The sequence below is a fragment of the Taibaiella koreensis genome (genome assembly GCF_003545715.1).
GTDB classification, from domain to species: Bacteria; Bacteroidota; Bacteroidia; order Chitinophagales; family Chitinophagaceae; genus Taibaiella; species Taibaiella koreensis.
The window spans coordinates 260,180-272,498 of sequence record NZ_QVNU01000004.1 but is presented as its reverse complement, the minus strand read 5'-3'; the positions used below and the strand labels follow the sequence as shown (position 1 = coordinate 272,498).

Below are 12,319 nucleotides of genomic sequence, written 5' to 3'. Positions count from 1 at the left end.
CTACGGCATGCATGGGTAAAAGACCCACATTCCGCGGCTTTTTCAACAGACGAAGAAATTAAGGCCAACACATGAAGAGGCTACTCCGCCGATGCCTTATCCCTGGCTTGCAAGTTCGGTTGGTGTTTTCCCAAATTCCTTTTTAAAGGCAGCAGAAAAATGTGACAGTGCTTCGAAGCCCAGATCGAGGTAGATGTCGGACGGACGCTTATTTTTCCGGGTAATAAGGAAATACGCCTCCTGGAGTCTCTTCTTCACGAGCCAGCGGCCGGGCGTATCGTCAAATGTCTTCTTGAAATCCCTTTTGAATGCGGATAGGCTACGACCTGTAAGAAAAGCCAGCCGTTCAAGGCTGACGTTAAACTTGAAATTACGGTTCATAAACGCTTCGATGTTTATTTTCTGTGGCAGGTCGTCGGTAAAAAGGATGCCTGAAAGCTCCGGCTGTACTTCCAGCAGGATAATCAACAATTCTTCCCGCTTTACATCGGCAAAAGCGGCCCTGATGTCGCCACGGTGGTAATAAGGCAACAACGACTGCATATAGCCTGGCAGCAGATCATTTTCCGCTATTGGCACCAGGGTATCTGTTCCTTCAAATTTTGTGACCGGCAGCTTATGCCGTTCCCGAAACCGTCTCAGAAATGCATCGTCAAAAAAAACAAACACTTTTTCAAGCGCGCCGGCTACCTTTTCCTTGCTGTAGCGCGCCAGCCTGTTTTTTCTTGCAATACAGCAGCTGCCGGCCTGGAGTACAGTATGCCTGCTGCCGTCGTATATATTCATTCTCCCCTTTATGATATAGACGAGGGTATGATCGGCAATGAACTGTTCGGGTGAAATTTCGCTGCCGACGTACCGTATATGTGCTGTACAATCTTTCATTTTCACTATCTGAAGATATTGGCTAAAATACAATACACGAACTACTTCCGAAACCTCTGGCTCAGGTATTTTTTTGCTGAAAATATTCCTGTCCGCCAGCTATCGCCTTTACGAGTAAAGAACGTGTTTCTGCTACAACCAGATCCTGAAAGCTTGTATCGCGCGACAGCTCGGAGCCTTGCATTGGTCTTCCCTTTTCGTCGTAGTAGACCCCTGTCTGGCTTGGTTTGTCAACAAGAATGCCCGCGATCACTTTTGCCGATTTTTTGGGCGTGCTGCTGTATCTGGAGAAAGGCGGCAGCATGGCCATGATATGACCAAACATAAAACGGACAAAGGCATTTGTACTTTCGGCCCCAAGAGCAGTTCCGCGGGTTATACCAGGTTCAACAACATTGAAACGGAGCCTCGTGGTTTCCCGCGCCAAAGCCATCGCTGCCGCAAGGACGCACAACTTGGAAGTAGCGTAGGCGTCTATTCCGGCAATTTTGGACCCCCCCGGCTTCCACTCGCCCCTTGCACTCGCCTCGACAGATATAAATCTGGCGCCCTTTATCCCGACCATCTTTGCAGGTTTACGCTCAGGGTCTTCGACGGCGGAACCAACAAACACCAGGTTTGCTCCATCAGGAAGATGGGGCGCAAGCGCTTCGGTCAGTGCGAATGCACCAAGGTAATTTGTTGCAAACGTGAGATCAAATCCCTGGGCGCTTTTCGCCGCTTTTTGTGGCATGATCCCCGCGTTGTTAAGCAGTCCATGTACGGTAAGACCGAGGTGAGCGATTTGTTGCGCCGCGCGTTTCACCGCTGTGATGTCCGAAATATCACAAATTACCGAAACTGCTTTTTGTCCTGCATTTTCGATTGCTTTTTGGACGCGCTGCAGTTTTTCCGGATTCCGGCCAACCAGAATAACTGTTCCAAACTTGGCCAGTTCCAATGCCGTCTCATAACCTATTCCCGAAGTAGGCCCCGTAATTACGTATGCTTTTTTTGTTTCCATTAGCTGAGAATTTACACTGCAAAAATAAGCATGAGATATCCGCCCGGGTTTCTTTAAAAGGCCAATGTTTATGTCTTGAAAAGTCCAGAAATGGAGACCCTTCCTGAAGTATGCCCAAAGCGGATTACGGACCTGGCCAAATATCGCGTTACACAAGTGTCCCTGCGCAAACAGGTGCACCATTATCTGTCAACGCTCCGGTGGGTTCTCGTAAGGCGAATGATACTTGTATACCGTTGTCCTATTTATTGAGCAGCTTTATGGAAGCTTTGGTTTGCCAACAAAACTCCCTTCCCAAAGCAGGTATGAATAAAAAAAAGTTCGAACCCCTCTGACATAAAAAAAGGGAACGATCAAAATTGATCGCTCCCTGATCCCTCTCCGATAACCAGAGATTTACTTCTCAAATGTCTGGAACAATTTGGCGATGACCTTCCATTCACCGTTAACTTTGATTAGCGAATGATAATCCATGCCATCCTTATTGGCAGCATTTTTTTCGTACTCCACACGCACTAACGCTATATTTTCGGCCTTGTGCAGTATTTCGATGCGCGTATTTAGATGTGGTGCAGATCCATGCCTGGCAACGGAATCATATAAATTGGTAATGCTGCCTTCGACAAGATACTGGTCCCAGTATCCATACATAATCGCGTCCCTATGAAATGTTTTTTTCAGTTGTTCGATATTTCCATTTCTTAATCCTTCTGCATAGTTTTCCAATACCGATATGATTTCTTTGTCTTGAGTGTTTAACGATTCCATACTTTTTTGATTGATTGTTGTTATGCAAAAGTATTGGAGAGGCATATTCTTTGTTTTTCCAAAACGTCCAGATTATTTTTCCTTTTAGCTCAAATTGAAATGAGGCTCTGTCAGCTCCTATAGAACGAGGGGGCCTGTCCGTGGAAGTCCTTAAAAATTCTCGAAAAATGCGACATATTCTCGAAGCCTAAGGAGAAGCAGATATCCGATACCGGCAGTTGCGTTGCTTCTAGCATTTCTTTTGCTTTCTGCAAGCGTCTCTTTCGTATCCACGTAGCCGGAGGCATGTTATAAACCGCTTGAAAATCTCTTTTAAAGCTCGAAAGGCTTCTTCCAGACATATACGCAAGTTCTGCGATCGGTACAGGCGAGGTATAATATTCTTCCATGATATACTGAATTCCTGTTTGTACCGGCTGATGAAACTGCAACAGTTGCTGGTATAGAGCATGGTTGCCTATACCTAAGTGGTACAGCATTTCTTTCATCTTCAGGCTGAGCTGACCGGGGTAAACTTCAGCAGTGTTTTGGAAATAAGGGCGAAGCGATGACGCAAATGTGATCAGGCATTCCGTCATGGCATGTACGCCAGTCCTTATCTCGCCACTTGTTCCTTTTGGCGTTATCTTTTCGGTAGTTGCCAGAAATGATTTGATGAGGTCATCTTTTATGCTAAACATCAAGCCGTAGTAAATATGCTCGCCGTCTGAATCTCCCTTTTTTTCGTAGGGAACAACTGTTGCCTTTTTCAGCAAGGTCATTTCATTTTTTGCAATTGTATAGGTCTGTGCTCCCATCGTGAGCAACACGCTACCCTGTAGTACACAAAGCAATACATGTTCTTGCGGATACAGGATACCCCTTTCTCCGTTACGTTGAGTGCATTGCTCTATTACCGAACAGCCGTCAACAGTCAGACTATTTTCTGTGGCAGCACCGGTAAGCAACCGGCCGGGTACCTTAATCAATTTTTCCATCGTTCTGGCTGCGCAATTTTTAAAATTAGCATCAAAATGAAACCTGCTTCTCGGCATGCTGTTAACAAAAGTAGCTATTTAAAATTAGCGCTTTTGCTGGATAAGCTCAAAGCACGATTTGTTCCTGCAGGATCAAATATTGTATCTTGCGTCAACAGCTGGCAAATTATGTACGAAAAATTTATCTCCTATATCAACACGCACGCTACCACGCCGCTTAACGAACAAGAGGTGAGGCTTATAAAAAACATTTTTGAACCAAAAAGGATAAGGAAAAAGCAATATTTTTTGCAGGAAGGCGAGGTATGCAAGTACATGGGCTTTATCGTAAAAGGTGCAATGCGCATGTATAGTGTAGACGATAGGGGAGTAGAACACGTTCTTAGCTTGTTTGTTGAGAACTGGTGGGCAGGCGACCGTGAAAGTTTTACCATGCTTACCCCCTCCATCTATAACATCGATGCCTGGGAAGACACAGATATGCTTACCATTACCCATGCCAGATTGGTCGAGTTCAATTCGATCCCTGCCCTGCTCGAACTGAGCAGAAGGCTGGACCAAAATCATTCCTTCGCCAATATGAAAAGGCTCAACGCTTCCAATAGCCTTTCGCTCGAACAACGTTATGCCCACGTGGCCGAGAAGTATCCCGAATTCCTGCAACGCTTTCCACAGCATATCATAGCCTCTTACCTCGGCGTTGCCAAAGAAACCCTAAGCAGGGTGCGCAGTCAGGCCATAAAAAAGTAAAGAATCCCACCTTCTTTTCAGGAAGATGATGATAAATATCAACGTTTTTTTGAAACATTAATCATCGTTTTGAGCTCTCTCTTCATAGCAATTTTGTGTTGTCAATTCAATTACCGACATCCCAAAACTAAATGTTATGAAAAAGAAGATCACATCCACATTACAAGGCCATAAGACCAAGGTGGGCGAATACGAAATCCATCGCATGCTCCCCAACCAGCATGCCCAGGCCGTTGGGCCCTTTGTATTCCTTGACTATGTGCCACCTGTGCTACATGCCTCCAACGAGCCCCGCAAGGCTGTAAACGGAAGCGGTGCCCATCCGCACAGGGGCATCGCTACACTAACCTATGTACTAAACGGAGAAGCAGACCATTTTGACAGTAACGGCCATCACGCAAAAGTGTATTCGGGCGGGGCGCAATGGATGAAAGCCGGTACCGGCATTATACATGACGAGGTGATAAATCCCGATCCTCATACTGGCGATGGGCTTACGCACGGCTTCCAATTCTGGGTAAATCTGCCTGCAAAAAACAAGGTCGAAAAGCCAGACTACGTTCCCGTACAGGCCCGGGAAATCCCAGTAAAAAAACTGGACGATAATGCGGGATGGCTAAAAGCAGTTACCGGCACCTACGGGCAACAGTCCTCAACAATCCCGGTCTACCTGCAACAGTTCATTTATCACCTCCACCTCGAACCTGGAAAAACCTTCCAACTGCAGGATGAAGAAGGCCTGGAATACGCCTCTTTTTTGGTCAACGGCGCAAGGATCAACGGCACCACATTTGGCAAGGGCGAGCTCCTGCTTTTCGAAAAAAGTGCTGGTACCATCGAAAGCCAAAATCCTTCAGAACAACCTATTGATATCATTTTCTTTGGCGGTGCCACCTATACCGAGCCCTTTGTTGCGCAAGGCCCTTTCGTAATGAATACGCACGAAGAGATCGCCATAGCCTACACCGATTTCCACGATGGCAAATATGGTAAAATCAAATACGAAGAGCAGGCTTAAATATCATTCACATTAAAAAATCAAGACAATGAAAAAACTAATCGCTTTAATTATAGCAGTACTATTTATTGTTACTGCAAAGGCCCAAACTAACGATCCGTTTGTAGGTGCCGACATGATCGTATTCAATGCAAAAATTACCACACAAAGCCTGTCACAGCCAGAAGCGTCTGCACTGGCGGTAAAAAGAGGGAGGATTTATGCGGTAGGCACCGATTCCGAAATCCTTAGCCTCAAAGGCAACAGCACCAAACTGATAGATGCCGATGGCCGGCGGCTGATACCGGGCCTCAATGACGTGCATATCCATGTACTGAACGAAAGCAATTACAATTACAACCTAAGATGGGATGGCGTACCCACCCTGAAGCAAGCATTGGTAATGCTGAGTGAACAGGCAAAAAGAACACCCGCCGGACAATGGGTGAAGGTGATCGGAGGCTGGTCTCCCTACCAGTTTAAAGAAAACAGGCACCCGACCATTGAAGAGCTTAACAACGCAGTACCCGATAAGCCACTTATTGTACAATACGCCTATAACAGGGCTTTTTTAAATAAGCCGGCCATGAAGGCCATGGGTTTAGGTACTTCACGTTTTCCGATGATTCCCGGCACTGTACTCGAAAAAGACAAAAAAGAGCAATATACGGGCCTTGTGATTGGCTATGCTTTTGTTTTCCTGGCGTTGGAGAACATGGTGCCACAGCCTTCGCCTGAGGAGCAGATCAATTCGCTGGCCTACGTGATCAACGACCTTAACCGCTTCGGGATCACCTCGGTTAATGATGGCGGAAGCATAAAAGGCTATCCGGGAGCGCATATCCCGCTTGAGGCATTGATCCGGGACAACCGTCTGAACATTCGGTACCCTTTTATTGACCTGGGCGCTGGAAGTCCTGGTGCTGGCACCATGGTAGATGCAGATATCAGGGCCATCACAAAAGTAGCTCCGATCAGCCCCGGAGAAAATATCCATCCCACCATGGCGCACGGTCATGAGTATGAAGGTGCTGGCGAATTACTGCGGGTTGAATTGCATGATTATGAAAATTTTGATGAACCGGCGATCATTATCAATGCAGATACGATGCGACATTACATTGAAGAAGATGTGACCAAACTGGTAAAGAGAAGAATCCCTTTTAGGATGCATATGAGCTATAACGAAAACATCACACCATTTTTGGACGCTTTGGAGAAGGTAAATAGGCAAACCCCTCTTGATGGCATGCGTTGGAGCATAGAACATGCCGAGACCATTAGCCCCGAAAACATAGAAAGGGTTAAAAAGCTGGGAGGCGGTATTGCCTTGGATGATAAAATGGCCTTACATGGAGACGCTTTTATTAAAACCTATAGCAGGGAAAAGGCTTTGCAAACACCGCTCTTACGGCGCTTGGTAGATAGCGGTATTCCTTTGGCCATGACAACCGATGGTTTTAGAGCCTCCTCTTACAATCCTTGGGTTGGCATTAGCTGGACAATTACTGGCAAGTCTGTATCAGGTTCTGAAATACTGGCCAAAGACAACCGTTTAACCCGGGCAGAGGCATTAAAGTTATACACATTGGGCGCCGCCTGGTTCGAGCACAATGAGCATGAAAAAGGCAGAATTGCGCCCGGCAACCTGGCAGATTTTGCACTGCTCAGTGCAGATTATTTCATGGTACCGGATGATGAAATAAAAAACATCTCTTCCGTATTGACTGTTGTAGATGGACGGGTGGTATTTGGCACTGGCAAATACAACAACCTGGCGCTCCCACTTCCCAAAATAATTCCAGCATGGTCGCCAGTAAAGTATTTCGGTGGTTATTACAATATGAAGTAAGCAAAGCAATCATCTTTTATCAACTCATCAATTTAAAAAATATGAAAAAAGTATTTTTATTGCTGGTTGCCATTTCAATCAGTATCGCAACTAGCGCACAAACCAGATGGGCGGTAGATCCCTTGCACACTTTTGTCAGCTTCTCGGTAAGGCATATGGGAATTTCGTTTGTAGAGGGTTCATTTAAGAAATTTGATGGAACTGTTGTAGCCACCAAGCCGGATTTAACCGATGCAAGGATTAATTTCACGGTAGATGTCAATAGCATTTCTACCAATGTGGAGCAACGCGACACACACTTAAAGTCTGATGATTTCTTTAATGTGGCTACCTATCCCAATATGACTTTCGAAAGCCTATCCTTTAAAAAACGCAAAGGCAATGACTATGAACTTACCGGCAAACTAACCATCCGCGATGTTACCAGGGAGGTTACATTTAAGGTCACCTTTGGCGGTACGACCAAAGATCCTCAAGGAAATACCAGGGCAGGCTTCTCAGCATTTACTACGATCAACCGCCTAGATTACCATATAAAATATGATCCAACCGGAGGAGGCGTTGGCAAAGACGTCACGATAAGCTTAAACCTCGAATTTATACAGGCAAAATAACTAAAGAGCCGGCTTGCGGCAATTGAGTCGACGCAAGCCGGTTAAAAAGACAAGTGATTTTTCGAAAAATGTCAGTTAAGGTCATCAGGTAGCTAAGCCATACAGAAAGCAATATTTGAGCTTTTTAGAAAATAATCATTGCTGGTAATTTTAGACATTTGTCTTACAATTCATAAAAAATGGACTTACTGAAGTTGAGTACAGACTGGGCAAAGGCAGAATTGTTTTCTGCGAAAATAGTTTGGCTGTTTAGTGTAATCATATTGCTGAACGCCGCAGGTTTTAGTTATTGCGGAAAAACAGTATCAGCTAAAGCCTTCGTAATTCCACTATTTGTTTCAGCAGCATTTCTTATAGCTGTAGGTATTGGTTTGTATGCAGCCAATAAACCCCGCATTATCCAATTTGAAAAGCAGTATAGGGCCGATACAGACAGCTTTGTGAAAAATGAAATTGCCCGAACCACAAAATCCAAGAGAGAACTGGAGCAGGTGTTCAAAATACTGCCGGCCATTGTCATATTGGCTGCCATTCTTTTGCTGTTATTTCCTTCTGCCAGTTGGCGTGCCATAACGGTTACTACCATGCTAACGGCTGCTTTTTTGATGGCTGTTGATACGCATACAGAAGCCCGAAACAGGGCCTATCGGGAGCAATTGCTAAAATTCATACCGCAATGAAAAGCATACTTCCATCAAGCGACGATTCATTTGTGTATTCCTGTGCCTCTGAAGATAAATGGGGCTATGAGCAATTTATACCGGAGCATATCTTAGCCTATCAGGTATCTGGCGAAACCCATATTTTTCATCAGCAGGGCACTTTCGTTTTAAGAAAAAATCAAATACTCCTGGCTCGTAAAAACCAGTTTGCGAAAAGTTTAAAAATGCCTGCAACTGACCCTGAATATAAAGCAGTTTCCATTATCCTGAGATCGGAAGATTTAAGGAGGTTTGCTGCTGTCAATAATATCATTCCGGATAAAAGATATTCAGGAAAATACAACATGGTTTTAAAAGCCGATATGTACCTGAAAAGCTATTTTCAATCGTTGGTTCCGTTCCTCGAACAACCACAAAGAAGCAATAGGAAACTGGCGATTGCAAAAGTAAATGAAGCCATAGAGCTCCTACTGCATACACATCCGGACCTGAACGTTTTTCTGTTTGATTTTAACGAGCCGTATAAAATAAACCTGGAAACCTTTATGCTCAAACACTTTCGGTACAATGCCCCGATTGAAAGTTTCGCCAAACTAACAGGAAGAAGCCTCGCCGGTTTCAAAAGGGATTTTGTAAAGCAATTTAAAACCCCGCCAGCCAAATGGCTCAAAGAAAAACGTTTGGAAGAAGCCTTCTATCTTATTCACCGAAAGGATAAGAAACCTGCCGATATCTATCTTGATCTGGGCTTTGAAAATTTATCCCATTTCTATACTTGTTTCAAAAAAAAGTACGGCCTTACCCCTACTGAGAGTCTAATGATCAAAAAATAACAACAATGAACGACGAACAAAAAATGATCGAAGCGGATGATCGTCTTGCTATTCGTGAATTGGTGGACCGCTATGCCTATTGCGCCGACACAAGAGACGCGCAAGGTCAAATGGCGCTGTTTACAGAGGACACCCATTTTGTAGTATTTATGGATAGTAAATCTGATACGCCGACACAAGTCATCAATAAAAGAGCAAACCTATTCCCTGTATTCGACAATCTTAATACCTATAATGCCACCATGCACTTTAATGGGCAAAGCATGGTAACATTACGTGGCGATAATGCTACAGGTATTACTTACTGTATGGCACATCACTTATCTATAAAAGAGGGTGGGCAAAAATTGATGATAGCTACTATCCGTTACCATGATACGTTTACAAAAGAAAATGGCCAATGGCTCTTTTCTGAACGCAAGTTGCTCGTAGATTGGATTGAGAACCGATAAGTGCTTTGGCGAGGCTGAAATGAGTTGTACAGAGTTATTTTTAATTAGCAAATAGCCGCCGGCAGGAAGCTATGTAACCCCGTCCTTACTTGCCGGTTATCAATGTCGCGCTAGCTGGGGCCATTGCGAATTTTAAAAAAAATGAGGCCCAAGATCAATTTACCCGCTGTAATTATATTCCAGGCTATTGCGTTTAGCTTTCGCTGTTTCACCACCCGGAACTGATTTACTTAACTATAGATAACGGCCTTTATCAATGGCTCTTGGGGGCGCAGCATCGCAGCGAAAAATAGTAGTAATGAACGCAACAGATTATTATGCCGATAGCAGGATCAGGTTGTGGTTCTGACCCCGGTAATGATTGTAGTAAAGGATCTTTCTGGGATGGAAACGCTCCTTGTCCGGCGCCCTGTACCAGACGGCCCCGGGCAAGGACTTACCGTTAAGCAATTGACAGAGCAGCCACAGCGCAAAGCCGCCGGAAGTTTCGTACTCGCCGCAAAGATGCTTGAAAGCCAGTACCGGCGGGGTTCCGGGAATGCTTTGCTGCAATGCCTCATAATAGGGCTCATCCCTGCTGTCGCCGTTAAAGCCCAGCACCAGCATATCAATATCTCCTGGCTGCCAGCCGTTACGGACAATCAGTTCCGTTGCTACCTGCCCAATGGCAGCTACCGGTGTTTTGTAAGTTGTCTGCAGCGCATGTATGCCGGTGATAGCGCCGTCGTGGCTATTGCTGAGCATAAAGAAGGCTGCACCTTCCCCGGCCAGGGTGCCGGGACTATCGGCTTGCTGCCACAACGATTGTCCGGGATCCCGTTCCTTTTTCCAATAACCGACCTTGCTTTTAACGAGAAAGTATTCGGGGGTGATCTCATCAAAGCAGCCGACCAGGTAATGTTGCGTCGCCGCCACTGTATTCAGCTTCAGCTGGGCATCGTAAAGAGCCGTTTCAAAGGAGCTGCCACGATGCACATAAGTCTGATTGTAGCCTGTGGCCCTGGTTTGCAAGGCAATGGCGCCATTGACAGCATTATAGGTGGACAGGATAAATGGGGTAGGATTGAGTGATCCTTCCTGGTATTGGGCCAGCTCTTTTACAAACTTTTCCGTGTCGGTCATGCTGCCTTTGCCGGTACCGGTGATGATGCCGTCGGGACATTCGCAGCCTGAACGGCGCAGGCAATCCATGCCGGTGTAGACTCCCATACGCAATACACGGCTCATACGACGGAGCTGCATCGCCGGGATGACCGCAGTATAGTCGGGCTCGATTACTTGCAGCTTACCATCGGTATCTGCTACCAGGGGATCGAGCAGGCGCCCCTCAGCTTGGTGCTGCGGGGTAATGGCACTCGTATGGGTAATGTAAATCGGTTTCAACAACAGCAAGTTTAGGGCTCGTTTGCCACAAGGACAATATGCGACCGCATTAGCCGCAAAGAAACTCTTTTTTGGACAATGCCGGCGGCGTGAAGGCTATTTTTTTGCGAGGATATCGTTAATGATCAGATTAGCATGTACCCTGGAATTCTCGATAAACCATTTGTGGGTCTCTAGTCCGCCGCATACCACGCCGGCAAGGTACAGGCCCGGCACATTAGTCTCCATGGTCAGTGGATCGTGCTGTGGCCTTTTCAGCCCGTCATCGGAAAGCTGCACGCCGCAACGCTCCAGCCATTGGTTATCGGGACAATAGCCGGTAAGGGCCAGCACCACATCATTCTCCAGCGTCAGCGGCCCATCGGGTGTTTGTACATCGATCTCCAGCTCCCTGATAGCGGTTACCGATGAGCTGAAATAGGCCTTGATGCTGCCTTCGGCGATGCGGTTCTCAATATCGGGCTTTACCCAGTATTTTACTCTTGCGCCTATGGCTTCGCCGCGCACCACCATGGTAACCTCGGCACCTTTGCGCCATAATTCCAGTGCGGCATCTACGGCCGAATTGCTCGCGCCGATCACCGTCACTTTCCGGAAGGCATAAGGATGCGGCTCTTTGTAATAATGCTGTACTTTGGGCAACGCTTCACCGGGCACATTCAAGGTGATGGGAATATCGTAAAAGCCGGTAGCAATGATCACCTTCCGCGCCTGGTAGCTTCCTTTGGCCGTTTGTACTACAAAATGGTCCTCTCCTTTTTCGACCGTTGTTACATTTTCATAAAGATGAATATTAAGGTCGAACCTGCGGGTTACGCTGCGGTAATACTCTAGCGCTTCCTGCCGGCCGGGCTTGGGTGCAATGCATTGAAAGGGAATATTACCGATCTCCAGCCGCTCAGCCGTAGAGAAAAATGTCATGTAAAGCGGGTAATGATAGATGCTGTTGACCAGGGCGCCTTTTTCCAGAATGAGGTAGGAAAGGGATTGTTCCCGGGCGGCTATGCCGCAAGCCAGACCTATGGGGCCGCCACCGATAATAAGAATATCCAGCATGTTGGGTATTAAGTATTGAGTATTGGGTATTGAGATTTGGATTTTGTGTATTGGGTTTTCTTCTAACCGCAAAGGTCGCTAAGCAGG

The 12,319-nt window shown here is 46.1% G+C and carries 13 protein-coding genes; 7 read left to right on the top strand and 6 right to left on the bottom strand.

The genetic code is table 11. The features are described 5' to 3' along the window. Nucleotides 1-96: 96 nt before the first annotated feature. The 4 genes from DZK30_RS14840 to DZK30_RS14825 all read right to left on the bottom strand — a co-directional run bounded on the left by DZK30_RS14840 (nt 97) and on the right by DZK30_RS14825 (nt 3,633). A complete protein-coding gene (locus tag DZK30_RS14840; protein ID WP_118974924.1) occupies nt 97-885 on the bottom strand; it encodes a helix-turn-helix domain-containing protein in 789 nt (262 codons plus the stop codon). A 61-nt stretch (nt 886-946) separates the two neighbouring features. After that, nucleotides 947-1,888 carry an SDR family NAD(P)-dependent oxidoreductase gene (locus DZK30_RS14835; protein WP_118975251.1) on the bottom strand — a complete coding sequence of 314 codons (942 nt, stop codon included), beginning with the start codon at nt 1,886-1,888 and terminating at the stop codon, nt 947-949. 396 nt (nt 1,889-2,284) lie between these two features. Then, on the bottom strand, nt 2,285-2,656 hold the full coding sequence (locus DZK30_RS14830) for a nuclear transport factor 2 family protein (protein WP_162903107.1): 372 nt from the start codon (nt 2,654-2,656) through the stop codon (nt 2,285-2,287). A gap of 110 nt (nt 2,657-2,766) precedes the next feature. Continuing rightward, complete coding sequence (locus DZK30_RS14825; protein ID WP_162903106.1) at nt 2,767-3,633, bottom strand: helix-turn-helix domain-containing protein; 867 nt, start codon at nt 3,631-3,633, stop codon at nt 2,767-2,769. Nucleotides 3,634-3,801: 168 nt separating this feature from the next. Between DZK30_RS14825 and DZK30_RS14820 the strand changes: the two genes are divergently transcribed. From DZK30_RS14820 to DZK30_RS14790, 7 genes are all read left to right on the top strand, one after another. Beyond that, on the top strand, nt 3,802-4,383 hold the full coding sequence (locus DZK30_RS14820) for a Crp/Fnr family transcriptional regulator (protein WP_118974921.1): 582 nt from the start codon (nt 3,802-3,804) through the stop codon (nt 4,381-4,383). Nucleotides 4,384-4,519: 136 nt separating this feature from the next. Then, entirely contained in the window at nt 4,520-5,401 is an 882-nt protein-coding gene (locus DZK30_RS14815; protein ID WP_118974920.1) for a pirin family protein, read from the top strand. Between the two features lie 28 nt (nt 5,402-5,429). Continuing rightward, nucleotides 5,430-7,232, top strand: a complete 1,803-nt coding sequence (locus DZK30_RS14810) for an amidohydrolase (RefSeq protein ID WP_118974919.1) — start codon at nt 5,430-5,432, stop codon at nt 7,230-7,232. After that, nucleotides 7,187-7,846, top strand: coding sequence for a YceI family protein (locus tag DZK30_RS14805; protein ID WP_240432936.1), 660 nt, complete (start codon nt 7,187-7,189; stop codon nt 7,844-7,846). Before DZK30_RS14810 ends, DZK30_RS14805 begins: the two co-directional genes overlap by 46 nt. Before the next feature lie 179 nt (nt 7,847-8,025). After that, the gene (locus DZK30_RS14800; protein WP_118974917.1) at nt 8,026-8,526 is read left to right on the top strand and encodes a hypothetical protein; all 501 of its coding nucleotides are present in this window, start codon (nt 8,026-8,028) and stop codon (nt 8,524-8,526) included. Beyond that, entirely contained in the window at nt 8,523-9,341 is an 819-nt protein-coding gene (locus DZK30_RS14795) for a helix-turn-helix domain-containing protein (RefSeq protein WP_118974916.1), read from the top strand. Before DZK30_RS14800 ends, DZK30_RS14795 begins: the two co-directional genes overlap by 4 nt. Nucleotides 9,342-9,346: 5 nt before the next feature. Then, entirely contained in the window at nt 9,347-9,793 is a 447-nt protein-coding gene (locus DZK30_RS14790) for a nuclear transport factor 2 family protein (RefSeq protein WP_118974915.1), read from the top strand. Nucleotides 9,794-10,108: 315 nt separating this feature from the next. On the opposite strand, the gene DZK30_RS14785 is transcribed toward DZK30_RS14790, so the two are convergent. Both DZK30_RS14785 and DZK30_RS14780 read right to left on the bottom strand, forming a co-directional pair. Next, the gene (locus DZK30_RS14785; protein ID WP_162903105.1) at nt 10,109-11,176 is read right to left on the bottom strand and encodes a beta-ketoacyl synthase chain length factor; all 1,068 of its coding nucleotides are present in this window, start codon (nt 11,174-11,176) and stop codon (nt 10,109-10,111) included. 96 nt (nt 11,177-11,272) lie between these two features. Then, nucleotides 11,273-12,232: a YpdA family putative bacillithiol disulfide reductase gene (locus DZK30_RS14780; RefSeq protein WP_118974913.1), complete on the bottom strand. Its 960-nt coding sequence runs from the start codon at nt 12,230-12,232 to the stop codon at nt 11,273-11,275. Nucleotides 12,233-12,319 lie beyond the last annotated feature (87 nt).

Excerpts from the sequence above, each read along its gene's own strand:
- DZK30_RS14840 (WP_118974924.1), bottom strand. The coding sequence starts at position 885 with ATGAAAGATTGTACAGCACATATACGGTACGTCGGCAGCGAAATTTCA.
- DZK30_RS14835 (WP_118975251.1), bottom strand. The coding sequence starts at position 1,888 with ATGGAAACAAAAAAAGCATACGTAATTACGGGGCCTACTTCGGGAATA.
- DZK30_RS14830 (WP_162903107.1), bottom strand. The coding sequence starts at position 2,656 with ATGGAATCGTTAAACACTCAAGACAAAGAAATCATATCGGTATTGGAA.
- DZK30_RS14825 (WP_162903106.1), bottom strand. The coding sequence starts at position 3,633 with ATGGAAAAATTGATTAAGGTACCCGGCCGGTTGCTTACCGGTGCTGCC.
- DZK30_RS14820 (WP_118974921.1), top strand. The coding sequence starts at position 3,802 with ATGTACGAAAAATTTATCTCCTATATCAACACGCACGCTACCACGCCG.
- DZK30_RS14815 (WP_118974920.1), top strand. The coding sequence starts at position 4,520 with ATGAAAAAGAAGATCACATCCACATTACAAGGCCATAAGACCAAGGTG.
- DZK30_RS14810 (WP_118974919.1), top strand. The coding sequence starts at position 5,430 with ATGAAAAAACTAATCGCTTTAATTATAGCAGTACTATTTATTGTTACT.
- DZK30_RS14805 (WP_240432936.1), top strand. The coding sequence starts at position 7,187 with ATGGTCGCCAGTAAAGTATTTCGGTGGTTATTACAATATGAAGTAAGC.
- DZK30_RS14800 (WP_118974917.1), top strand. The coding sequence starts at position 8,026 with ATGGACTTACTGAAGTTGAGTACAGACTGGGCAAAGGCAGAATTGTTT.
- DZK30_RS14795 (WP_118974916.1), top strand. The coding sequence starts at position 8,523 with ATGAAAAGCATACTTCCATCAAGCGACGATTCATTTGTGTATTCCTGT.
- DZK30_RS14790 (WP_118974915.1), top strand. The coding sequence starts at position 9,347 with ATGAACGACGAACAAAAAATGATCGAAGCGGATGATCGTCTTGCTATT.
- DZK30_RS14780 (WP_118974913.1), bottom strand. The coding sequence starts at position 12,232 with ATGCTGGATATTCTTATTATCGGTGGCGGCCCCATAGGTCTGGCTTGC.